General features: G+C 73.8%; 24 protein-coding genes. 18 read left to right on the forward strand and 6 right to left on the reverse strand.

The window, feature by feature from the left end:
- Positions 1-18: 18 nt before the first annotated feature.
- The 9 genes from Q0195_RS02010 to Q0195_RS02050 all read left to right on the forward strand — a co-directional run bounded on the left by Q0195_RS02010 (position 19) and on the right by Q0195_RS02050 (position 9825).
- Entirely contained in the window at positions 19-990 is a 972-nt protein-coding gene (locus Q0195_RS02010; protein ID WP_299273853.1) for a WYL domain-containing protein, read from the forward strand.
- Positions 983-1954, forward strand: coding sequence for a WYL domain-containing protein (locus tag Q0195_RS02015; protein ID WP_299273855.1), 972 nt, complete (start codon positions 983-985; stop codon positions 1952-1954). Before Q0195_RS02010 ends, Q0195_RS02015 begins: the two co-directional genes overlap by 8 nt.
- Positions 1951-2262, forward strand: coding sequence for a hypothetical protein (locus Q0195_RS02020; RefSeq protein WP_299273858.1), 312 nt, complete (start codon positions 1951-1953; stop codon positions 2260-2262). Before Q0195_RS02015 ends, Q0195_RS02020 begins: the two co-directional genes overlap by 4 nt.
- A 40-nt stretch (positions 2263-2302) precedes the next feature.
- A complete protein-coding gene (gene tatA / locus Q0195_RS02025) occupies positions 2303-2578 on the forward strand; it encodes a Sec-independent protein translocase subunit TatA (protein ID WP_299273861.1) in 276 nt (91 codons plus the stop codon).
- A gap of 60 nt (positions 2579-2638) precedes the next feature.
- Positions 2639-3403 carry a twin-arginine translocase subunit TatC gene (gene tatC, locus Q0195_RS02030; RefSeq protein WP_299273864.1) on the forward strand — a complete coding sequence of 255 codons (765 nt, stop codon included), beginning with the start codon at positions 2639-2641 and terminating at the stop codon, positions 3401-3403.
- Positions 3400-4332, forward strand: a complete 933-nt coding sequence (locus Q0195_RS02035) for a diacylglycerol kinase family protein (protein WP_299273866.1) — start codon at positions 3400-3402, stop codon at positions 4330-4332. The genes tatC and Q0195_RS02035 overlap by 4 nt, the downstream gene beginning before the upstream one ends.
- Complete coding sequence (locus Q0195_RS02040) at positions 4329-7169, forward strand: DEAD/DEAH box helicase (protein ID WP_299273869.1); 2841 nt, start codon at positions 4329-4331, stop codon at positions 7167-7169. The genes Q0195_RS02035 and Q0195_RS02040 overlap by 4 nt, the downstream gene beginning before the upstream one ends.
- Before the next feature lie 359 nt (positions 7170-7528).
- Entirely contained in the window at positions 7529-9082 is a 1554-nt protein-coding gene (lnt, locus tag Q0195_RS02045; RefSeq protein WP_299273871.1) for an apolipoprotein N-acyltransferase, read from the forward strand.
- Complete coding sequence (locus Q0195_RS02050; protein WP_299273874.1) at positions 9079-9825, forward strand: polyprenol monophosphomannose synthase; 747 nt, start codon at positions 9079-9081, stop codon at positions 9823-9825. The genes lnt and Q0195_RS02050 overlap by 4 nt, the downstream gene beginning before the upstream one ends.
- 72 nt (positions 9826-9897) lie before the next feature.
- On the opposite strand, the gene Q0195_RS02055 is transcribed toward Q0195_RS02050, so the two are convergent.
- Positions 9898-10248 (reverse strand): RNA polymerase-binding protein RbpA, encoded by a 351-nt coding sequence (locus Q0195_RS02055; protein ID WP_299273876.1) that lies wholly within the window; start codon positions 10246-10248, stop codon positions 9898-9900.
- Between the two features lie 161 nt (positions 10249-10409).
- Between Q0195_RS02055 and Q0195_RS02060 the strand changes: the two genes are divergently transcribed.
- Positions 10410-11363, forward strand: coding sequence for an aldo/keto reductase (locus Q0195_RS02060; RefSeq protein WP_299273879.1), 954 nt, complete (start codon positions 10410-10412; stop codon positions 11361-11363).
- 2 nt (positions 11364-11365) lie between these two features.
- Here Q0195_RS02060 and Q0195_RS02065 read toward each other — a convergent pair whose 3' ends face one another.
- The 4 genes from Q0195_RS02065 to Q0195_RS02080 form a co-directional block, all read right to left on the reverse strand.
- Positions 11366-12346, reverse strand: a complete 981-nt coding sequence (locus Q0195_RS02065; RefSeq protein WP_299273881.1) for a hypothetical protein — start codon at positions 12344-12346, stop codon at positions 11366-11368.
- A gap of 117 nt (positions 12347-12463) precedes the next feature.
- On the reverse strand, positions 12464-12781 hold the full coding sequence (locus Q0195_RS02070; protein WP_299273882.1) for a DUF3221 domain-containing protein: 318 nt from the start codon (positions 12779-12781) through the stop codon (positions 12464-12466).
- Positions 12782-12812: 31 nt separating this feature from the next.
- Positions 12813-13604 carry an ABC transporter permease gene (locus Q0195_RS02075; protein ID WP_299273885.1) on the reverse strand — a complete coding sequence of 264 codons (792 nt, stop codon included), beginning with the start codon at positions 13602-13604 and terminating at the stop codon, positions 12813-12815.
- Positions 13601-14518 (reverse strand): ATP-binding cassette domain-containing protein, encoded by a 918-nt coding sequence (locus Q0195_RS02080; RefSeq protein ID WP_366518068.1) that lies wholly within the window; start codon positions 14516-14518, stop codon positions 13601-13603. Before Q0195_RS02080 ends, Q0195_RS02075 begins: the two co-directional genes overlap by 4 nt.
- 88 nt (positions 14519-14606) lie before the next feature.
- Here Q0195_RS02080 and Q0195_RS02085 point away from each other — a divergent pair, with 88 nt between their 5' ends.
- The 7 genes from Q0195_RS02085 to Q0195_RS02115 all read left to right on the forward strand — a co-directional run bounded on the left by Q0195_RS02085 (position 14607) and on the right by Q0195_RS02115 (position 20247).
- A complete protein-coding gene (locus Q0195_RS02085; protein ID WP_299273886.1) occupies positions 14607-15569 on the forward strand; it encodes a TetR/AcrR family transcriptional regulator in 963 nt (320 codons plus the stop codon).
- Positions 15570-15602: 33 nt separating this feature from the next.
- A complete protein-coding gene (locus Q0195_RS02090; protein WP_299273888.1) occupies positions 15603-16052 on the forward strand; it encodes a helix-turn-helix transcriptional regulator in 450 nt (149 codons plus the stop codon).
- Entirely contained in the window at positions 16049-16471 is a 423-nt protein-coding gene (locus tag Q0195_RS02095) for a VOC family protein (protein ID WP_299273891.1), read from the forward strand. Before Q0195_RS02090 ends, Q0195_RS02095 begins: the two co-directional genes overlap by 4 nt.
- A 25-nt stretch (positions 16472-16496) precedes the next feature.
- The gene (locus Q0195_RS02100; RefSeq protein ID WP_299273894.1) at positions 16497-18875 is read left to right on the forward strand and encodes an excinuclease ABC subunit UvrA; all 2379 of its coding nucleotides are present in this window, start codon (positions 16497-16499) and stop codon (positions 18873-18875) included.
- 82 nt (positions 18876-18957) lie between these two features.
- A complete protein-coding gene (locus Q0195_RS02105; protein WP_299273896.1) occupies positions 18958-19281 on the forward strand; it encodes a hypothetical protein in 324 nt (107 codons plus the stop codon).
- A gap of 99 nt (positions 19282-19380) precedes the next feature.
- Complete coding sequence (locus Q0195_RS02110) at positions 19381-19608, forward strand: hypothetical protein (protein ID WP_299273898.1); 228 nt, start codon at positions 19381-19383, stop codon at positions 19606-19608.
- Positions 19609-19647: 39 nt separating this feature from the next.
- Positions 19648-20247, forward strand: coding sequence for a hypothetical protein (locus tag Q0195_RS02115; protein ID WP_299273901.1), 600 nt, complete (start codon positions 19648-19650; stop codon positions 20245-20247).
- On the opposite strand, the gene Q0195_RS02120 is transcribed toward Q0195_RS02115, so the two are convergent.
- A complete protein-coding gene (locus tag Q0195_RS02120) occupies positions 20152-20391 on the reverse strand; it encodes a PspC domain-containing protein (RefSeq protein WP_299273904.1) in 240 nt (79 codons plus the stop codon). The genes Q0195_RS02115 and Q0195_RS02120 overlap by 96 nt on opposite strands.
- Positions 20392-20495: 104 nt before the next feature.
- On the opposite strand from Q0195_RS02120, the gene Q0195_RS02125 reads away from it, so the two are divergent.
- A complete protein-coding gene (locus Q0195_RS02125; protein WP_299273907.1) occupies positions 20496-21263 on the forward strand; it encodes an SDR family NAD(P)-dependent oxidoreductase in 768 nt (255 codons plus the stop codon).
- The last annotated feature ends 175 nt before the right edge of the window (positions 21264-21438 follow it).

Below are 21438 nucleotides of genomic sequence, written 5' to 3' on the forward strand. Positions count from 1 at the left end.
GCGGTTACGGTGGGGCCCGTGGCTACGCGTGTGGACCCGGCCGAGCGGCTGCTCGACCTGCTCATCGCCCTCCGGCACGCGCAGGGCCGGATGACCAAGGCCGACATCCGCGCCTCGGTCAACGGCTACCGCGACGCGGCCTCCGACGCCGCCTTCGAGCGGATGTTCGAGCGGGACAAGGACCTGCTGCGCCAGCTCGGCGTGCCGATCATCACCGACGTCGACCCGGTCCACGAGGACGCCGTCGGCTACCGGCTCGACACCGCCGACTACTCGCTGCCCGAGGTCTCCTTCACGGCGGCCGAGATCGGGGTGCTCTCGCTGGCCGCCACCGTGTGGCAGGACGCCCACCTCCACGGCTCCGCGCGCCGCGGCCTGACCAAGCTGCGCGCCGTCGCCGCCGGCGCCGAGCCCGACGACCACCTCGGGGTGGCGCTGCGGGTCCAGCCCGCCGAGACCGCCCTCGGCCCGCTGCTGGACGCGATCGGCTCACGCCAGGCCGTGACCTTCACCTACCGGGCCGCGTCCACCGGGGAGGAGAGCCGCCGCCGGGTGCAGCCGTGGCGGCTGCTCAGCCGGGACCGCGGCTGGTACCTCGTGGGCCACGACGTCGACCGCGACGCGCCGCGGGTCTTCCGCCTCTCCCGGGTCGTCGGCGCGGTCCGGCCCACCGGCCCCACCGGTGCCTTCGAGGTGCCCGAGCACGACCCGCAGGAGCTGCTCGCCCTCGGCGCCGGGAGCGGGGTGCGCGCGGTGCTCGCCGTCCTGCCCGAACGGGCCGCGGCCCTGCGCGCCCGGGCCGTGGAGGAGCGCGGCGAGCGGGACGGACGGACCGTCCTCGTCGTCGAGACCGACGACGCCGGCGCCCTGGCCGCGGAGGTCGCCTCCTACGGGGCCGCCGTCCTCGTCCTCGACCCGCCCGAGCTGCGCGAGTCGGTGCTGGAGCGGCTGCGTGCCGCAGCGGCGCTGGGGGAGGGGAACCGTGGCTGAGACCACTGCCGAGCGCCTCACCCGGCTGCTCGCCCTCATCGCCTACCTCGGGGAGAACCCCGGCGTGCCCGTCGCCGACGTCGCGGCGCACTTCGCCGTCACCCCCGAGCAGGTCATCGCCGACGTCAACCTGCTGTGGGTCACCGGGACGCCCGGGTACCTGCCGGACGACCTCATCGACTTCGCCGCCGACGAGTACGACCGCCAGGTCCTCACCCTGACCGACCCGCGCGGCATGGACCGCCCGCTGCGGCTGAGCGCCCACGAGGCCCTCGCCCTCCTCGTCGCCCTCAAGCCGCTGGAGGCGCTGAGCCAGGAGGGTGGCATCGACGACGAGGTGCTGCGCAGCACCGAGGCCAAGCTCACCGCGGCGGCGGGGGAGGCGGCCCGGGCCGCCGAGGCGGTCCACGTCCACGTGAGCGACGCCAGCGCCGCGCTCGCCCCTGCCCGGCGGGCGATGGACGAGGGATGCCGGCTGCACCTGCGGTACGTCTCGGCCGCCGACGTCGTCACCGAGCGCGACGTCGACCCCCTGGAGCTCGTCTGGGACGGCAGCCAGTGGTACCTGCGCGCCTGGTGCCACCGCGTCGAGGGGCTGCGCCACTTCCGGCTCGACCGGGTGCTCGCCGCCGAGGTCCTCACCACCCCCGCCGCGCACCCCCCGGAGCGCACCGGCCGCACCACCGAGCCCGAGCTCGCCGAGGACGACCTCCTGGCCGAGCTCGTCCTGGCCCCCAGGGCGCGCTGGCTGGCCGAGCGGGTGCCCGTCGTCGACCACGAGGACCTGCCCGACGGCGACCTGCGGGTGCGGCTGCGGGTCGCCGACCCGGCGTGGCTGACCAACGTCGTCCTCGGGCTCGGACCGGACGTGCGCGCCGTCGCCCCGCCGGAGCTCGCCGCCACCATCGCCGCCCGCGCCGCCGACGCGCTGGCCGCCTACGAGGACCTATCCTCCTCCTCATGACCTGGTGGCTCTGGCTCGTCCTCGTCCTCGCCGCGCTGGCGCTCTTCGCCGTCCTGGGCGTGCGCCTGTGGCGCAAGGGCAAGGCGCTGCTCACCGAGCTGCAGGCGCTCACCGAGCTCGGGGAGCGGCTCGCCGACATCGCCGGCACCGAGCCGCCGGAGCCGTTCGTGCCCGCCTACCTGGCCCCGCCCGGGGCCCTGGCCGCCGCGCGGGACCGCCGCGAGGACAACCTGCGCGCCCGCCGCGAGCGCCGGGCCGCCCGGGCCGAGCAGGCACTGAGCCGCTGGCAGCGGCTGGGGCTGCGCTGAGACGTAGAATCGACCCACCACCTCCTAGCGAAGGCAGACCATGCGGCTCCAGTTCTGGCACATCGTCGTCATCGTCCTGCTCATCGTCATCCTCTTCGGGGCGAAGCGGCTCCCCGACGTGGCGAGCAGCGTCGGCAAGTCGCTGAAGATCTTCAAGAAGGAGGTCAGCGAGCTGCGGGAGGACGACTCGGCCGCACCGGGTGACCACACCACCGGACCGCACACCACCCCCGGCACCACGCCACCGGCCACCACCCGGGGGGACGACCCCGGCACCACCCACTCACCGGGCGGTACGGGCACCGACCATCGCTAGCCCCGCACGAGGGACGCCGTGGCCCTGAGGAAGCGGAGGAAGGACAACCCCGAAGCCCGGATGCGGCTGGTCGACCACCTGCGCGAGCTGCGCCGTCGGGTGCTGCTCGCGCTCGTGGGGATCGCGGTCATGACCGTGCCGAGCTGGCTCCTCTACGAGCCGGTCTTCGACGCGCTGCAGGCGCCGGTGCTGGCCGTCGACGACGCCGGCCTCACCGCCGCCCTGACCTTCACCACCCCCGCCGCCGCCTTCGACATGCAGATCCGGGTGTCGCTGTGGCTGGCGACCTTCCTCGCCAGCCCGTGGTGGCTCTACCAGCTGTGGGCCTTCATCGCCCCCGGTCTGACCCCACGGGAGAAGCGCCGCAGCGTGCTCTTCCTCGTCGCCGCCGTGCCGCTCTTCCTCGCCGGCGCCCTGCTCGCCTGGCTCGTGCTGCCCAACGCCATCCGGGTGCTCACCCAGTTCACCCCCGAGGGCGCACTGAACTACATGCCGGCCACCGACTACGTGCGGTTCGTCATGCGGGTGGTCCTCGCCTTCGGGCTGGCCTTCCTCGTACCCGTCGTCATGGTGCTCCTCAACGCCATCGGCCTGGTCCACTCCCGCACGCTGCTCGCCGGCTGGCGGTGGGCGGTGCTGCTCATCTTCGTCTTCGCCGGGATCGCCAGCCCCACCCCCGACCCGTGGACGATGATCGCGCTGGCGATCCCGATCTGCGGGCTCTACTTCGCCGCCGTCGGGATCGCCGCCGCCCACGACCGCCGCGTGGCGCGCCGGGAGGCGGCCCGCGACGCCGAGCTCTTCGGCCCCGAGGCTCCGGCGTGAGGGGCCGCATCGGCGTGGTCTGCAACCCCACCGCAGGCCACGGCAGGGCGGCACGCGCCCGCGCCGCCGTGCTGGAGGGGCTCGCCGCGACTGGGCGGGAGGTGCTCGACCTCACCGGCCGGGACTTCACCGACGGCCTGGCCCGGGCGCGGGCCGGTCTCGCCGAGGGGCTGGACGCCGTCGTCGTCGTCGGCGGGGACGGCATGGTCAACCTCGGCGCGAACGCGGTCGCCGGCACCGGCGTGCCGCTGGGCATCGTCGCCGTCGGGTCGGGCAACGACATCGCCGGTGCCCTCGGGCTCCCGGTCCACGACGTCGCCGCCTCCCTCGACGCGGTGCTGACCGCGCTGGCCACCGGTGGGCGGGAGGTCGACTCCGTCGCGGTGAGCGCCCCGGGCGACGCACCGACCCGCTGGTACGTCAGCTCGCTGTGCGCCGGCCTCGACGCCGCCGTCGCGGCCCACGCCGCCCGGTTGCGCTGGCCCCGCAACGGGGGGCGTTACGTGCGCGCCGTCTTCGCCGAGCTGTCCGCCTTCCGCCCCTACGGCTTCCGCATCACGGCCGACGGGGAGACATGGGAGCAGGACGCCACGCTCGTCACCGTCTCCAACACCCCGTTGTTCGGCGGTGGGATGAGGGTGGCCCCCGACGCCTGTCCCGACGACGGGCTGCTCGACCTCGTCACCGCCCGCGGCGTGTCGCGCACCGCGGTGGCCCGGCTGTTCCCGCTGCTCTTCTCCGGACGGCACGTGCACCACCCCGCCGTGCGCGTCCGCCGCGTGCGCAGCGTGCGGATCGAGCCCGCCACCCGTCTCGGCGCCAACCCGCCGGTGGCGATCGTCGACGGGGAGCCGCTGCGCGAGCTGCCGCTGCAGTGCGACGTCCACCCGCGCGCCCTGCGCGTCCTGGCACCTACAGTCGTCCCGTGAGCCCCCGACGCAAGCGGCGCCCGCAGGCGACGCCGCCCTCGCCCCCCGCCGAGCCCAGCCCCGCCGAGCCCAGCCCCGCCGAACGGTACGCCGCCGCGCGGCGCCGGGCCCGGGCCGAGCGCAGCGAGCTGGCCGCCTTCGCCGCCGGCCTGGGCTTCCAGCTCGACGACTTCCAGCGCGAGGCATGCGAGCGGCTCGAGGAGGGCCGCAGCGTCCTCGTCGCGGCACCCACCGGCGCGGGCAAGACCGTCGTGGGGGAGTTCGCGGTGCACCTGGGGCTGCGCACCGGACGCAAGGCCTTCTACACCACGCCCATCAAGGCGTTGAGCAACCAGAAGTACCTCGACCTCGTGGCCGTCCACGGCGAGGAGCGCGTGGGTCTGCTCACCGGCGACACGACGATCAACGGCGAGGCGCAGGTGGTGGTCATGACCACCGAGGTGCTGCGCAACATGCTCTACGCCGGGTCCACGACGCTGGAGGGTCTGGGCTACGTCGTCATGGACGAGGTGCACTACCTCGCCGACCGCTTCCGCGGGCCGGTGTGGGAGGAGGTCATCCTCCACCTCGACGAGGACGTGCGGCTCGTCTCGCTGTCCGCCACCGTCTCCAACGCCGAGGAGTTCGGCGACTGGCTCACCATGGTGCGCGGCGACACCGCCGTCATCGTCTCCGAGCACCGTCCGGTGCCGCTGTGGCAGCACGTCATGGTCCGCAACCGGATCCTCGACCTCTACAGCGCGCGCGTGGACCCCACCGACCCGGGCCCCAACCCGCCGATCAACCCCGACCTCCTCGAGGCCATCCGGCGCGCCCAGCGCACCGGCTCGGCGCCCGCCGGCCGGGGCCGCGACCCCCGCCGGGGACGGCACCCGGCCCGCTTCGTCCGCGTGCGACCGCCCTCCCGTCCCGTCGTCGTGGAGAAGCTCGACCAGGAGGGCCTGCTGCCCGCCATCGTCTTCATCTTCTCCCGCGCGGGCTGCGAGGCCGCCGTCGAGCAGACGGTGCGTGCCGGGATCCGGCTGACGAACGCCGCCGAGGCCCGGACCATCGCCCAGGTCGTGGAGGAGCGGTGCGCCTCCCTGCCGCCCGAGGACCTCGCCGTCGTGGGCTACCACGCCTGGTCCCAGGCGCTGCAGCGGGGGATCGCCGCTCACCACGCCGGGCTCCTGCCGGTCTTCAAGGAGACCGTCGAGGTGCTCTTCGCCGCCGGCCTGGTCAAGGTGGTCTACGCCACCGAGACTCTCGCGCTGGGCATCAACATGCCGGCCCGCTCCGTGGTCCTGGAGCAGCTGGAGAAGTGGGACGGCACCGCCCACACCCCGCTCACGCCGGGGGAGTACACCCAGCTCACCGGGCGCGCCGGCCGCCGCGGCATCGACGTCGAGGGCCACGCCATCGTGCTCTACCGTGACGACCTCGACCCGGGCGCGCTCGTCGGGCTGGCCTCGCGGCGCACCTACCCCCTGCGCTCGAGCTTTCACCCGACGTACAACATGGCCGTCAACCTCCTGGACACGCTTCCCTTCCAGCAGGCCCGGGAGATCCTGGAGAGCTCCTTCGCCCAGTTCCAGGCCGACCGGGGCGTCGTCGGTCTCGCCCGCCAGGCACGCCGCAACGAGGAGGCCCTCGCCGGCTACGCCGAGGCGATGACGTGCCACCTCGGGGACTTCCGCGAGTACGCCCGGCTGCGCCGCCAGATCAACGACCTGGAGAAGGACCACTCCCGGGAGCGGTCCTGGGCCGCCCGGCAGGCGGCGCACGCCTCCCTCGCCGCCGCCCGCCGCGGCGACGTGCTGGAGTACCGGCGCGGACGGCGCACCCAGTGGGTGCTCGTGCTCGACGTCGAGTCCGACCGGCGCGGCGCCCCGGTGCTGCGGGTGCTCACCCCCGAGCCGCGGGTGCGGGTGCTGACGGCCGACGAGCTGCCGCACGGTGCCACGACCGTGACGAGCGTGACCGTGCCCAAGCACGCCAACGTGCGCGACGCGAGGGTGCGCCGTGACCTCGCCTCCCGGATGCGCAGTGCCCTCCAGGCGACCCCACCGACCGCCCGGCCGGAGCGCGGCCGGTCACGGACCGGCACGCAGGACCAGCTCGACGAGCTGCGCCGCCGCCTGCGCGCCCACCCCTGCCATGCCTGCCCCGAGCGCGAGGAGCACGCCCGCTGGGCCAACCGGTGGGCCACCCTCGAGGCCGAGCACGAGCGTCTCCTCCAGCGGATCGAGAACCGCACGTCGTCCATCGCCCGCGACTTCGACCGGGTCTGTGCGCTGCTCACCGAGCTCGGCTACCTCGAGCCCGCGACGACGGACGGCGAGGAGGACCTCGCCGTCACCGCCAACGGCCGCTGGCTCGCCCGCCTCTACGCCGAGAAGGACCTCGTGCTGGCCGAGTGCCTGCGCCGCGGGCTGTGGCGCGGGCTGGACGCGGCCCAGCTCGCCGCCGTCGTCTCCACCGTCGTCTACTCCGCCCGCACCGACGCGGCCTCCGCCCCGGGCGGGGCAGGCCGCGGTGCGCTGGGGGAGGCGGTGCGCGCCACCGTCCGGGTCTCCGACGAGCTCGCCGAGCTCGAGTCGCGCCACGGGGTGCCGCCGGCGGAGCCGGTGGACGCCGGGATCGTCGCGGCGGTGCACCAGTGGGCCCTGGGGGCGGCGCTCGACACCGTGCTGGAGGGCACGGAGCTCGGCGCTGGTGACTTCGTGCGCTGGTGCAAGCAGGTGCTCGACGTCCTCGACCAGCTGGCGACGGCCGCCCCGGACGCCGCGGAGCGGCGCACCGCCCGCCGCGCGATCGACCTCGTGCGCCGAGGTGTGGTCGCCTGGTCCAGCGTGTGAGACGGCCGCCGTCCCCAGGTCGGACGAAAGTCGGAACCGAGGCCCGACACGCCAGACGACACGCCGACCTCAGGAGGATCCCGTACCGAAACTGACCTCGGCTGACCTGCGTGCATGCCGTTGACCTGCGGCTTCATGGGGTTGAACGCAGCCGCCGGTCCGCACTAGGTTCGACTGCCATACCGCCGGCCAGGCAGATGCCTCCACAGTGCAGGCACCAGTCACATGCCGCGGCGGACATGGGCCTGGCCCGCGTGTTCAGTAGATAACGTAGCTGCGCCTGCAGCTCCGGTCCGAAGGACACGCGGGCCGGTCCTGTCCGGTTCGGGACCACCACCGGCGCCGCCTATCCTGGTCCGGTGCCCCGCCCTTCCCCATCGGTCGCCCTGCTGCTGTGCGTCCTCGGCGCCCTCGCCACCGATGCGGCGTTCCCCGGGCGGTCGTGGTGGCCGCTGGCCCCGGTCGGCATCGCGCTGCTCCTCCTCGCACTGCGCGGGGCGTCGGTCCCGCGGGCGCTGGGCTACGGCTGGGTGTGGGGCGCGGTGTTCTTCCTCGTCCACCTGTGGTGGGCGGAGGAAGCGGCCGGGGGTGTCCCGTGGCTGCTCCTCGGGCTGGCCGAGGCGTGCTTCGTCGCCGTCTTCGCCGGGGCCTGGGTGCTCGCGCGTCGCTGGGGCCCGGTCGCCCGGCACCCGGCGCTCGGGGCCCTGGCCGTGGCGAGCCTGTGGGTGGCCACCGAGACGGTGCGTGGGCTGGCCCCCTTCGGCGGGCTGCCCTGGGGCAAGCTCGCCTTCTCCCAGACCACCGGGCCGCTGCTGCGGCTGGCGTCGCTGGGCGGGGAGACCCTGGTGAGCGGCGTCGTCGTCGCGACCGGGGCGTTCGTCGCCCTGGCCCTGACCCACCTGCGCCGGGCCCGGGTGGGACGGGCCAGCGGCGCCGTCCTCGTGGCCGCCGCGCTCGTGGGCGTCGGGCTCGTCGTCCCGGTCGACACCCGCGCCGAGACGGGGACCCTGCGCGTGGGCGCCGTCCAGGGCAACGTGCCCGGCCCGGGCCTGGACGCCTTCGCCGTGCGCCGCGACGTCCTCGAACGCCACGTCACCGGGACCGAGGCGCTGCTCGCGCAGGTGGAGCCCGGGGAGCTCGACGTGGTGCTGTGGCCGGAGAATTCCACCGACATCGACCCGCGGGTGGACGCGGAGGCCGGCCGGCTCGTCGGGCGGGCCGCCGCCGCGGTGGATGCCCCCATCCTCGTCGGCGGGCAGCGGTACACCGGCACCCACCGGTACAACGAGGCGATCCTCTGGGCGCCGGGGGAGGGGCAGGTGGACGTCTACGCCAAGCAGCACCCCGCCCCGTTCGCCGAGTACATCCCGCTGCGTGACATCGCCCGCATGGTGACCGACGCCGTCGACCTCGTCTCCATCGACATGCTCCCCGGCGACGAGGTCGGCGTCATCGCGCTGGACAGCCCCCGCCTGGGCCGGGTGGTCGAGCTCGCGGTGGGGATCTGCTTCGAGGTCGCCTACGCGGACCTCATCCGGGACGCCGTGCTCGCCGGTGGGGAGGTGCTCGTGGTGCCGACGAACAACGCCTCCTTCGGCTTCACCCAGGAGTCGACCCAGCAGCTGGCGATGTCGGTCTTCCGGGCCGTGGAGCACGGCCGCGCCACCGTGCAGATCTCCACGGTGGGGGTGAGCGGTGTCATCAGCCCCAACGGGGTGGTCACCGAGTCCTCCGAGCTGTTCACCGCGGACCGCTTCGTGGCCGCCCTGCCCCTGCGCACCTCGCTCACCGTCGCGGACCGCCTGGGCGTGTGGCCCACTGTCGTGGTCGGGGCGTTCGCGGCCGTCACCGTCGTGGCGGGTGCCGTGGTCGGCGCGGGCCGGCGTCGCACCGCGCGGAGGAGGTCGTCGTGAGGACGCTGGTCATCATCCCGACGTACAACGAGCGTGCGTCGCTGCCGGTCGCGCTCGAACGCACCCGGGCGGCGGTACCCGACGCCGACATCCTCGTGGCCGACGACAACAGCCCGGACGGCACCGGGGCGGTCGCCGAGGCCGCCGCCGCCCGCGACGAGCGCATCCACGTGCTCCACCGTCCGGGGAAGCAGGGGCTGGGCCGGGCCTACGTCGCCGGGTTCCGGTGGGCGCTGGAGCGGGGGTACGACCTGGTCGTCGAGATGGATGCCGACGGGTCGCACCGTCCCGAGCAGCTGCCCGAGCTGCTCGAGCGGGCCCGCCGTCCGGACGCACCGGCGCTGGTCATCGGCTCACGCTGGGTGCCCGGCGGCGAGGTGGTCAACTGGCCGTGGCACCGCGAGGTCCTCTCCCGGGGCGCCAACACCTACGTCCGCCTCGCGCTGGGCCTGCCGGTGCGCGACGCCACCGCCGGGTTCCGGGTGTTCCGCGCCGACACGCTGGCGGCGCTGCCGCTGACCGAGATCCAGTCCCAGGGCTACTGCTTCCAGGTGGACATGACGCTTCGCGTGCACCGGGCCGGTGGCCGGGTGGTCGAGGTGCCGATCAGCTTCGTCGAGCGCGCCGAGGGCGTGTCGAAGATGAGCCGCGCGATCATCACCGAGGCGCTGGTCCGGGTGACCGGCTGGGCGCTGGCCCACCGGACACGCCGGCTCGTCGCGCTGCTGCGCGCTCGGCGCTGACGGGCAGCGCACCCGCCGGGCAGAGCACAGGGCCCGCAGGTGGTGACCTGCGGGCCCTGGACGGTGGGTCGCTCAGGCGCTGCGCCGACGCAGCTGGCCGCTGCGCAGCAACTCCAGACGCTCGGCGAGGAGCTCCTCCAGCTCGGGGATGGTGCGCCGCTCGAGCAGCATGTCCCAGTGGGTCCGCGGCTTCTTCACCGGCTTGGTCGGCTCGGGACGGGTCGCGTCGCGCAGCAGCGCCTCCGCCCCGCAGCGGCACTCCCAGAGCGCCGGCATCTCGGCGTCCGCCGCGAACGGCAGGACGATGGTGTGCCCGTTCGGGCACTCGTAGTGGGCCTCGGTCCGCTCGGCGAACTCGACGCCGGCCTCACTCTCGAGGCTCTTCGCACCGATCCCGACTCCACGCAGGGTTCGATCTGCCATGTCGCCTCTCCTCTCGCCTCGTGGGCGCGCTCGGGCGCGCCGGGTGTGCACGCTCTACTGGGTACCAACGAACGATGGTGTCGAGTTGTTCCACGATCCTGGTGGACGTGCTGTGAAGGTTCCGCGCGTCTTCCCGCCGGTATGGTGCGAGAGTGACCGAGATGACATATCGCCAGCTGGGTGCCAGCGGCCTGGTGGTCTCCACCGCCGGCCTGGGGTGCAACAGCTTCGGGGCGACCCTACCGCCGGACGAGGTCGCGCGCGTGGTGGGGGCCGCGCTTGAGGCCGGAATCACCTTCTTCGACACCGCCGACATCTACGGCGGGGAGCCGGGGCAGAGCGAGGAGCTGCTCGGCAGGGCGCTGGCGGGACGACGGGACGACGTCGTCGTCGCCACCAAGTTCGGGATGGACGCCCGCGGGCTCAACGGCGAGGACCACGGGGTGCGCGGCTCGCGCCGCTACATCCGGCGGGCCGTCGAGGGCTCGCTGCGCCGGCTGGGCACCGACCACATCGACCTCTACCAGCTCCACCGGCCCGACCCGGTGACGCCGTGGGAGGAGACGCTCGAGACACTCGACGACCTGGTCCGCGAGGGCAAGGTGCGCTACGTCGGCTGCTCGAACGTCACCGGCTGGCAGCTCGTCGACGCCGACTGGACGGCGCGGACCGCGGGGCTGAGCGCGTTCATCTCCGTGCAGAACGAGTACTCGCTGCTCTCCCGGGGCATCGAGGCCGAGGTCGTCCCCGCGGCCGCACACGTCGGCGCCGGCATCCTGCCGTACTACCCGCTCGCATCGGGTCTGCTCACCGGGAAGTACCGACGTGGGGAACCCGCCCCCGCCGGCAGCCGCCTGGAGCGACGCCCGGAGCGGCTCGCCGCGGCCGACTTCGACCGGATCGAGGCTCTGGAGGCCGTTGCCGAGCGGGCCGGGGTCGTGCTGCTCACCCTGGCGCTGGGTGGCCTGGCGGCCCAGCCGGGTGTCGCGAGCGTCATCGCCGGGGCCCGGACACCCGAGCAGGTCCGGGCGAACGTGGCGGCCACCCTGTGGGAGCCGGACGCGGAGACGCTCGTGGCCATCGACGAGGCGTCGCCCGGCCCCACACCCCACTGACCTCACCGGTCGAGGGTGCCGGGGTCGAGGACGGCGGCCCCGGCCGGGCCGACGGCGGCGAGCCCCCGCAGCACGACGCCCTCCCGGGCGGCGACGTCCCGCACGAGCCCGGCCCACGCCTCCTCCCGGACGCCGACCCCCGTGGGGCGGCCGAGGACGACGGCGAGCTCCGCCCGGTCCGGCGTGGGCCCCTGGGCGGCGGTGTCCCGGACGACGTCCGCCAGACCTGGCCAGTCGGCCGGCTCCGGCTCCGCCGGGAGGTTCTCCACCACGACTCCGCGCCCACAGACCTCCCCGTCCCCGTCCACCGGCACGACCCACACGCAGCAGGACGGGTCGTCCAGCAGCGCCCACAGCAGGCGGGAGTAGGTGAGGAGGTCGGCCTCGGTCCGGACCCGTCCCGCGGGCAGCTCGCCGGTGAGCCACGGCACGGCATAGCCCGGCGGGACATCAGGGGACCCGTCGCGCGGTGGGGGCGCCGAGTGGAGGAGACGCGCCCGGTGGGCACCCACGGCCACGACGCCGCGGACCGGGAGCCCGCAGAGCTCGGCGGCCTGCAGCAGGGCCCGGCTCCAGGCGAGCTCCCGGTGGCTCCGGTCACCCCCGGCCGGGCGGGCGATGGCCACGACGACGGAGCAGCCCGGGACCCGCTCCCGGAGCTGACCGGCCACGTCGTGGAGCCGCAGCGGGAGGCCCGAGGTGGGTGGGCGCGGCGGCAGGTCGAGCAGCTCGGCGCACTCCTTGGTGCTCCACCCGTCGGGGTCGAGCGCGATGAGCCACACCGTGAAGAAGTACTCGCTGGTGAAGGCCCGGGCGAAGCCTGCGGCACAGGTCACCACGTCCTCGTCGGTCACCACGTGCATGGGGACGGCGGGCCACACGGTGCGGTCCCCGCCCACCGGACCGAACTCGGGCATCCCGTCGCGGACGGGGCGGCCCCAGGCGTCTGTCGTCGGGGCCTGGACGGCGTCGTCGCTGGTCATGTCCCGCACGGTGCCGGGGATGGGGCCGGGCCGGACGTGAGGGGTGGCCGCCTGTGCGCACCGGCTGCCCGACCGGGAGCTGTGGAGCAGCGTGCCGGCCGGCGCCTGGGTGCCCCGTCAGTCGACGACCCGCACCGCCTCGAGCCGGCACTGGACCGGGAAGGACTCCGCGCACGGGCCCATGACCCACACCTCGACGACGTCGCCCACGGACAGCTCGACGTCCTCGCCGTCCGAGCCCACCACCGGGTGGTCGCCGTCCAGGCTCATGCCCTCGTAGTACCGGTCCGAGGCCTCGCGCAGGACGACCCGACCGGACGTCCCCGGGGCGACGACCCCGCCGACGTCCGGCTCCCGGTCCGGCAGCCGGGAACCCGTGCCACAGGCCGCCACGGCGAGGACGACGGCGAGGACCACCCCTGCACGCGCTGTCACGAGGCCCATCGTGGCACGCGCCGGGGACACCTCAGCGACGGCCTGCCCGGCGCCGGAACTGCGTCGCCGCCCAGACCACGGCGAGGAGCAGGACGCCGCCGAGCCAGGCCGTGGCGACCAGGGGGGCGGCTCCGGGGTCGGTGCCCATGAGAAGCCCGCGCAGCGTCTCGATCACCGGGGTGATCGGTTGGTGCTCGGCCACCCCGCGCAGCCAGCCGGGCAGCGTGTCGGCCCCGACGAAGGCCGTGGACACATAGGGCAGGAAGAGCAGGACGAAGCCGTACCCGTTGGCGGCCTCCGGGCTGCCGGTCGCCAGCCCGATCGCCGCGAAGAGGTAGGTGATGGTGAGGATGTACAGGGCGACGAGCGCGACGGCCAGTACCCACGCCGCCCCTCCGGCCGTGGGGCGGAAGCCGATCGCGAGCGCCACCGCGATGACGACGCCGGTCGCCACGAGGTTGCGGGCCAGGCTGGCGACGACGTGGCCGGTGACCACCGCCCAGCTGCGGATCGGCAACGTCCGGAAGCGGTCCATGAGCCCGGAGGAGGCGTCGTCGGCCACGTCGACGGCGGTGGAGGAGGCGCCGAATCCGGCGCAGAGCAGGATGATCCCGGGTACGACGTAGTCGACGTACCCGCCGGAGGGGTCGAGCGCGCCGCCGAAGACGTAGACGAAGAGCAGCATGAGGAACACCGGCAGCAGCACGGCCATGAGCATCGCCTCGGCGTTGCGCAGGCTGTGCCGCAGGCTGCGGCCGACGAAGACGGCCTCCTCGGTGCCGGGGCGCAGCCGCCGGGCGGGTGGTGCGGTGAGGGCGGTCATGAGGCGCTCCTTCCGGTGAGCACGGGTGTGGGGGACGGTCCGGCGGGGTCGCCGGTGAGGGCGAAGAACACGTCGTCGAGGCTGGGGCGGCGGACGAGGAGCTCGCCGTCGATGGCGAGGGCGTCGATGGTGTCGAGCGCGCGGCGCAGTCCGGCGGGCGAGCCGTCGGTGGGCTCGGTGTGGAGCACCTCGCCGCGCGGACCGTGGACCTCGACGACCTCGTCGCCGACGGTGCGCTTGAGCTCGCGCGGCGTGCCCTCGGCGACGATGCGTCCGTCCCGCAGGATGGAGACCCGGTCGGCGAGCTCGTCGGCCTCCTCGAGGTACTGCGTGGTGAGCAGCACGGTGGTGCCGCCCTCGCGCAGCGTGCGGACGACGTCCCACAGCTCGCGGCGGCTCGTCGGGTCCAGGCCGGTGGTCGGCTCGTCGAGGAAGACGACCGGGACGGCGACGACGAGGCTCAGCGCGATGTCGAGCCGTCGGCGCATCCCGCCGGAGAAGGTGCCGACCCGACGGCCCGCGGCGGCGGTGAGGCCGAAGCGCTCGATGAGCTCACGGGCCCGGGCGCGGGCCGCGGCGCGCCCCAACCCGTGGAGCGCGGCCATCATGCGGAGGTTCTCCTCCGCGGAGAGCAGCTCGTCCACCGCCGCGGCCTGACCGGTCAGCGCGATCCGCCGGCGGACGGTGCCGGCCTCGCGCACCGGGTCCGCGCCGGCGACCCGGACCCGGCCGGCGTCAGGCCGCACGAGCGTGGCGAGGATGGTGACGAGGGTCGTCTTCCCGGCGCCGTTCGGCCCGAGCAGGGCGTGCACCGTCCCGGCCGGTACCGCGAGGTCCACCCCGTCGAGCACCGCGAGCCGTCCGAAGCCCTTGCGCAGGCCACGCACCTCGATCATCGGTTCCATCTGGTCCATGTCGTCGTCCCTCCATGGTGTGTACGTACTAAACAGTAGATGGCATATACCGGAATGTCTACGCCGTAAACAGAAGTAGGGTGGGGACATGGAGACGGACCCGGAGGACGTGCCGCTGCCGCGCGGGGTGGCGCTCGCGTGGGGGGTGGCGGCCCACCCGCAGCGCGGGCCGAAGCGCGAGCTGAGCCTCGAGCGGATCGTCGAGTCCGCGATCGAGCTCGCCGACGCCGAGGGGCTGGGCGCCGTCTCGATGGCCGCCGTCGCGGGCCGGCTGGGCTTCACGACGATGGCGCTGTACCGCTACGTCACCAACAAGGACGAGCTGCTCATGGTCATGGCGGACGCCGCCCTGGGTGTGCCGCCGTTGAGCATCCGGGAGGGGGAGACGTGGCGTGATCGGGTGACCGCCTACCACCGCGAGACCCTCGCCGTGTACGAGGCACACCCCTGGCTGCTCGACGTCCCGATCGAGGGCGTCCCGGCCACACCGGCAAGCCTGGGCTGGCTGGAGGAGGGCCTGGCGGCCCTGGAGGGCACCCCGCTGGACTGGCACGAGAAGACGGCGGTCATGCTCCTCGTCCAGGGCGTGGCACGGTGGACGGCGACGATCGAGCGCGGCTACCGCAGCCGGGCGGCCAGCGACGGCGTCAGCCCGGACGAGATCGACCGGGTGACCGAGCACGTGCTGGACACCCTCGTCACGGCGGAGGGGTACCCGCACGTCCGCCAGGCGCTGGACCACGGCATCCTCACCGCCGACGCCGACCCGTTCTCCTTCGGGCTGGACCGGGTCCTGGACGGCGTGGCCCTCTACGTCGAGCGGCGCGCCGAGCACGCCGAGCCGGCACCCGCGGCGACGGGGGAGGAGGCCCCGGCCGCGACGGATGCCTACCCACGCGACCCGAAGGTCAGAGCCGTGCGCGCCGAGCGCCGGGAGGCCGAGCGGGCGCTGCGGGAGGCCGAGCGGCGGCTCCGCGAGACGGTCAAGCGAGAGCGCGAGGCGGTGGCCCGGGCCCGCGAGAGGGAGGGGCGGGACAGTGCCCGACCCTAGCCACCGGCCCCCGCGCGTGGCACGATCACGCCCATGACCGCCACCCCCGCGACCGAGCAGCGGCTGCGGGACCTCTCGCTCCTGCGGCGCGTCCGCGACCGGATCGACCGGGAGTACGCCCAGCCGCTGGACGTCCCGGCGCTGGCCCGCGGCGTGCACATGTCGGCCGGCCACCTGAGCCGGGAGTTCCGGCGTGCCTACGGGGAGTCGCCCTACTCCTACCTCATGACCCGGCGCATCGAGCGGGCCATGACCCTGCTGCGGCGGGAGGAGCTGAGCGTCACCGAGATCTGCTTCGCGGTCGGGTTCTCCTCCCTCGGCACCTTCAGCACCCGGTTCACCGAGCTCGTCGGGATGCCGCCGAGCGTCTACCGGCGCGAGGCCGCCCGCTCGGCCGCCGCCCTGCCGCCGTGCGTGGCGAAGCGGGTGAGCAGACCGATCAGGAATCGAGAAGCCCCGGCCGCCCAGGCGCTACTAGCGTGACGGTCGTGGACATCACCATCCACGCCGGCTTCCTCCCGCACACCGACCCCGAGGCCTCGCTCGCCTTCTACCGTGACGCCCTGGGCTTCGAGGTCCGCCAGGACGTCGGCCAGGGCACCATGCGGTGGATCACCGTGGGGCCACCGAACCAGCCCGACACCGCGATCGTCCTCTACCCGCCCACGGCAGACCCGGGCATCACCGAGGACGAGCAGCGCACCATCGCCGAGATGATGGCCAAGGGCACCTTCGCCGGCATCATGCTCGCCACACCCGACGTCGACGCCGCGTTCGAACGCATCCAGGCCGCCGAAGGCGTCGAGGTCATGCAGGAACCCACCGACCAGGACTGGGGCATGCGCGACTGCGCCTTCCGCGACCCGGCGGGCAACACCGTCCGCCTGCAGCAGATCTCCTGACCCACGACCGGGGAGAGTACGACGTATGGGCACGACGACGCAGCACTCCACGACCACCACGCCGGCAGCCGACGCGCACGACCTCATCAGGGTCCGCGGTGCACGCGAGAACAACCTCAAGGACGTGGACGTCGACCTGCCCAAACGGCGCCTGACGGTCTTCACCGGGGTGTCCGGGTCGGGCAAGAGCTCACTGGTCTTCGACACGATCGCGGCGGAGTCACGCCGGCTCATCAACGAGACCTACAGCACCTTCCTCCAGGCCTTCATGCCCTCCCTCGCCCGGCCCGACGTCGACGTCCTGGAAGGGCTGACGACGGCGATCATCGTCGACCAGGAGCGGCTCGGTGCCAACCCGCGGTCGACGGTCGGCACAGTGACCGACGCCAACGCCTTCCTCCGCATGCTCTTCAGCCGGCTGGGGGAGCCGCACGTCGGCTCGCCCAACGCCTACTCCTTCAACGTGCCGTCGGTGACGTCCTCGGGAGCGATCTCCGTCGGGGGCAAGAAGGCGGTCAAGGCGACGTTCAACCAGCTCGGTGGGATGTGCCCACGCTGCGAGGGCCGCGGGTCGGTGACCGACATCGACCTCACCCAGCTGTACGACGAGGAGAAGTCGCTCGCCGAGGGCGCGATCACGGTGCCCGGCTACGCGCCCGACGGGTGGTACGTCAAGCTCTTCAGCGAGTCCGGGTTCCTCGACCCGCACAAGCCGATCAAGAAGTACACCAAGCGCGAGCTGCACGACTTCCTCCACAAGGAGCCGGTCAAGGTCCCGGTGGGCGGGGCGAACATGACCTACGAGGGACTCGTCCCCAAGCTGAAGAAGTCGATGCTGGCCAAGGACCGCGATGCGATGCAGCCCCACATCCGGGCCTTCGTCGACCGCGCCGTGGTCTACCGGACCTGCCCGGAGTGCGACGGCACGCGGCTGGCGGAGCACGCCCGCCGGTCGAAGATCCGCGGTATCAGCATCGCCGACGCGTGCGCCATGCAGATCAGCGACCTCGCCGCGTGGGTGCGCGACCTCGACGAGCCGTCGGTGGCGCCGCTGCTCGCCAACCTGCAGCACCTCCTCGACTCCTTCGTGGAGATCGGCCTGGGATACCTCTCCCTGGACCGGCCCTCCGGCACCCTGTCCGGCGGCGAGGCCCAACGCACCAAGATGATCCGCCACCTCGGCTCCTCGCTCACCGACGTCACCTACGTCTTCGACGAACCGACCATCGGGCTGCACCCGCACGACATCCAGCGGATGAACGCCCTGCTGCTCCGGCTGCGCGACAAGGGCAACACCGTCCTCGTCGTCGAGCACAAGCCGGAGGCCATCGCCATCGCCGACCACGTCGTCGACCTCGGGCCCGGTGCGGGCAGCGCGGGCGGTGAGGTGGTCTACCAGGGCACCCTCGAGGGGCTGCGGGCCGGCGGCACCCTCACCGGCCGCCACCTGGACGACCGGGTCACGCTCAAGGAGTCCCACCGCACGCGCACCGGGGCGCTGGAGATCCGCGGCGCGCGGCAGAACAACCTCAAGGACGTCGACGTGGACGTGCCCACCGGGGTGCTCACCGTGGTCACCGGGGTGGCCGGCTCGGGCAAGAGCTCGCTCATCCACGGCAACCTCGGCAAGCGGGAGGACGTCGTCGTCGTGGACCAGGGCCAGATCAAGGGGTCGCGACGCTCCAACCCGGCCACCTACACCGGCCTGCTCGACCCGATCCGCAAGGCCTTCGCCAAGGCCAACGGCGTCAAGCCGGCGCTGTTCAGCCCCAACTCCGAGGGCGCCTGCCCGGTGTGCAACGGCGCCGGCGTCATCTTCACCGAGCTCGGCTTCATGGACACCGTGACGACGACGTGCGAGGAGTGCGAGGGCAGGCGCTTCCAGGCCGCCGTGCTCGAGTACACGCTGGCCGGACGGAACATCGCCGAGGTGCTGGAGATGCCGGTGGCCGAGGCCGAGGAGATGTTCGGCGCGGGGGAGGCCCGCACCCCGGCCGCCCACAAGATCCTCCAGCGCCTCGCCGACGTCGGGCTGGGCTACCTCACCCTGGGGCAGCCGCTGACCACCCTCTCCGGTGGCGAGCGCCAGCGGCTCAAGCTCGCGGTGCACATGGGGGAGAAGGGCGGGGTCTTCGTCCTCGACGAGCCGACCACCGGGCTCCACCTCGCCGACGTGCACCAGCTGCTCGCCCTGCTCGACCGGCTGGTCGACGCGGGCCGGACAGTCATCGTCATCGAGCACCACCAGGCCGTCATGGCCCACGCGGACTGGATCATCGACCTCGGCCCCGGCGCAGGGCACGACGGCGGGCGGGTGGTCTTCGAGGGCACCCCGGCCGAGCTCGTGGCCCGCCGGTCCACCCTGACCGGGGAGCACCTGGCGCAGTACGTCGGGGCGGTCTGACAGGGCCGGGGCCCAGGGGATAGGGTCCCGGGCGGGGGGCAGCTGTCCAGACCGTCGGTGCGACGAACACGGAGGTTCGCCCATGGACTCGCCAAGCCCTGACGTGCCGCTCGCCGCGCGCCGGACGAACGCCCGGCCGCTGCTCACCTGGCTCATGGTGGTCTTCGCCGTGCCGGTCCCGCTCGGCATCGTGCTCGCCCTGCTGCCGCAGCTGACGGAGATCGGCGAGGTGTCCCACTGGCCCTGGGAGGAGTACGGCGTGCTCGGCTGGTGGCTGGTGCCGCTGAGCCTCGCGGTGGCCGCCGTGTGCGGGGCAGCCCGTCCCGACCGGGGGCGCAGCAAGGTGGTGTGGCTGCTCAGCGCCCTGGCCGTGCTGACGACCGCAGCGCTGTTCTACAACCCGTAGGCCCACGCCGCCCCACGACGTCCGTGGCACCCTCGCGGGCGGACCGCGGCGAGGACTACACTCGCGGCACCCAGACGTCCTCGCCGAGGTCGGTGCGCCATGAAGGAGAGCCTCCTTCGCGCCGTCTCCACCGTCATACCGGTGGCGATCGGTCTGTGGGGTGCTGCGGCCTGGGGCGACACGGGTGCCGGCAAGGTGGCCACCGCCGTCGTCGTGGCCATCGTCATCGGCCTCATCGAGTGGCTCTTCGTCGTCCTGCCCAGGCACTCGCTGACCGCCCGCCGGTTCCTCGACCCACGGGCGGTCTGGGAGGGCGCCTGGATGTAGCTGGTCAGCAGCGCCACGTCGGACGGGAGCGGTCCCGAGGTGAACCGCTTCGCCCTCTTCGCCGTCCACTACGGCGGTGAGCGGTACCGCATCAGCGGCACGGCCTACGACGAGCGCGGGGAGAAGGTGGCGATGTGGCACTCGGTCGGCAGCCCGACGTTCTCCCGCGACGGCAGGGAGCTGTCGTACGAGTGGCAGGGAGACGCCTACCGCCCGGAGGACGACGGAGCGCTGAGCCGGTCGGGCCTGTCCAAGCTCGAGCTCATCGACGACGAGAGCGGGACCGGGCGGGTTGACCACGTCGCCGCCAGCCGTCAGCTGAGCTTCTACGTCAGCCGGGTGTCGAGGAAGTTCGACTCGAGCCGGTTCTCACCCGCCTGGGAGCGGGACTACGGCGAGGCCTGCGTGCGTGACCTCGGACCCACGGCGGTGACCGACCCCGCCCGGCGGAACGCGCTGGCCCGGCGGCTGGCAGCCGCCCCGGGCTTCCAGGACGTGCTCAGCCGCGAGCTCGGGTACCGGCCCAGGCGGTCGGGGCACGGGTCAGCTCGACAGCAGCCGCTCGAGGGGGATGGTGCCGTCCTGCCAGGGGAGCAGCGCCCACACCACGAGGTAGAGGGCGAACCCGACGCCGGGTAGCAGGAAGGCGAGGAGAACGAGCAGGCGGACCACCGTGATGTTGGCGCCGAGCTGGTGGGCCAGGCCGGCGGCGACACCGCCGAGCATGCGCTCGGGGCCGCGCCGGAAGCCGGTGTTGCGGATGGAGTCGAAGAAGGATCTCATGCAGCGACGCTACGACCGGGCCCGGCCCGCGCACATCCGGGATGCCCCTGATCTGCGTCCCTGAGTCGCTGACCGGCCGCGCCGGCTCCTGCCAGACTGGCCGGATGGGGGAGCGGACCGCCGTCGTCACCGGCGCCACCGGCGCCATCGGCCGCGAGCTCGTGACGGAGCTGCTCACGCGCGGCATGTCGGTCGTCGCCCTCTGCCGCGACCCTGCCCGGCTGGGCGAGCTGACCGACGACCCGCGCGTGCGGGCGGTGCGGTGGGACCAGGGGGAGGGGAGCGAGCCGCCGGGGGAGGTGCGCGAGGCGGCCAGGGTCGACGTGCTCGTCCACACCGCGGGTGTCGCCCCGGTGACACCGGTGGCGGACACGACGGTCGCCGGACTCACCCGGCTGATGTCCATCAACGTCGTCTCCGCCGCGGTGCTCACGGCCACCCTGCTCCCGGCGCTGCGAGCGACCGGTGGCCACGTCGTCCTCGTCAACAGCGCGCCCGGGCTGCGCGGCGTACCGGGCTGGTCGGGCTACCTGGGGAGCAAGTCCGCGCTGCGCGTCCTCGCCGACTCGCTGCGCGTCGAGGAGCCGGCCCTGCGGGTGACCACCGTGTACCCGGGGGCCGTGGCCACCGACCTGCTGCGGGAGGTGCGCCATGCGCGGGGCCAGGAGTACGACCCGGACCGGGCCGTCGGTGTGCGCAGCCCGGCTCGCTCACATCGGCTACGACATCGTTCGCGTAGTCGAGCGCCTCATCCGGGTCGTCGAACATCCTCCACTCTTCCCGGACGCGGTCGGACGCCTCACCGGTGCCATCCACCGCGTAGTAGGTCTCAACGACCTCCCCGCCCTCGGCGATCGTGTACGCATCGGTGACCCACACGAACTCGCGGTCGTTCTCGCTCGCGAGACGCTCGGCGACCTCCCGCCGGGCTTCGTGCGGGGCAACCTCCCCGGCTGGTGTGCTCAGGGCGTCTGCCGCAGCTCCGTGGCACAGCGCGCCGATAATGCACATTATGTCAACTCAGGTCGGCGGGCGGGATGGTGCTCC

Origin of the sequence: uncultured Georgenia sp. (genome assembly GCF_937958535.1) — a bacterium.
Lineage (GTDB): Bacteria > Actinomycetota > Actinomycetes > Actinomycetales > Actinomycetaceae > Oceanitalea.

What these genes read in the sequence shown, in the direction of transcription:
- Q0195_RS02020 (WP_299273858.1), top strand. Translation starts at nt 1,951, where the DNA reads ATGACCTGGTGGCTCTGGCTCGTCCTCGTCCTCGCCGCGCTGGCGCTC.
- tatA (WP_299273861.1), top strand. Translation starts at nt 2,303, where the DNA reads ATGCGGCTCCAGTTCTGGCACATCGTCGTCATCGTCCTGCTCATCGTC.
- tatC (WP_299273864.1), top strand. Translation starts at nt 2,639, where the DNA reads ATGCGGCTGGTCGACCACCTGCGCGAGCTGCGCCGTCGGGTGCTGCTC.
- Q0195_RS02055 (WP_299273876.1), bottom strand. Translation starts at nt 10,248, where the DNA reads ATGGCAGATCGAACCCTGCGTGGAGTCGGGATCGGTGCGAAGAGCCTC.
- Q0195_RS02060 (WP_299273879.1), top strand. Translation starts at nt 10,410, where the DNA reads ATGACATATCGCCAGCTGGGTGCCAGCGGCCTGGTGGTCTCCACCGCC.
- Q0195_RS02065 (WP_299273881.1), bottom strand. Translation starts at nt 12,346, where the DNA reads ATGACCAGCGACGACGCCGTCCAGGCCCCGACGACAGACGCCTGGGGC.
- Q0195_RS02075 (WP_299273885.1), bottom strand. Translation starts at nt 13,604, where the DNA reads ATGACCGCCCTCACCGCACCACCCGCCCGGCGGCTGCGCCCCGGCACC.
- Q0195_RS02080 (WP_366518068.1), bottom strand. Translation starts at nt 14,518, where the DNA reads ATGGACCAGATGGAACCGATGATCGAGGTGCGTGGCCTGCGCAAGGGC.
- Q0195_RS02085 (WP_299273886.1), top strand. Translation starts at nt 14,607, where the DNA reads ATGGAGACGGACCCGGAGGACGTGCCGCTGCCGCGCGGGGTGGCGCTC.
- Q0195_RS02090 (WP_299273888.1), top strand. Translation starts at nt 15,603, where the DNA reads ATGACCGCCACCCCCGCGACCGAGCAGCGGCTGCGGGACCTCTCGCTC.
- Q0195_RS02100 (WP_299273894.1), top strand. Translation starts at nt 16,497, where the DNA reads ATGGGCACGACGACGCAGCACTCCACGACCACCACGCCGGCAGCCGAC.
- Q0195_RS02105 (WP_299273896.1), top strand. Translation starts at nt 18,958, where the DNA reads ATGGACTCGCCAAGCCCTGACGTGCCGCTCGCCGCGCGCCGGACGAAC.
- Q0195_RS02110 (WP_299273898.1), top strand. Translation starts at nt 19,381, where the DNA reads ATGAAGGAGAGCCTCCTTCGCGCCGTCTCCACCGTCATACCGGTGGCG.
- Q0195_RS02120 (WP_299273904.1), bottom strand. Translation starts at nt 20,391, where the DNA reads ATGAGATCCTTCTTCGACTCCATCCGCAACACCGGCTTCCGGCGCGGC.
- Q0195_RS02125 (WP_299273907.1), top strand. Translation starts at nt 20,496, where the DNA reads ATGGGGGAGCGGACCGCCGTCGTCACCGGCGCCACCGGCGCCATCGGC.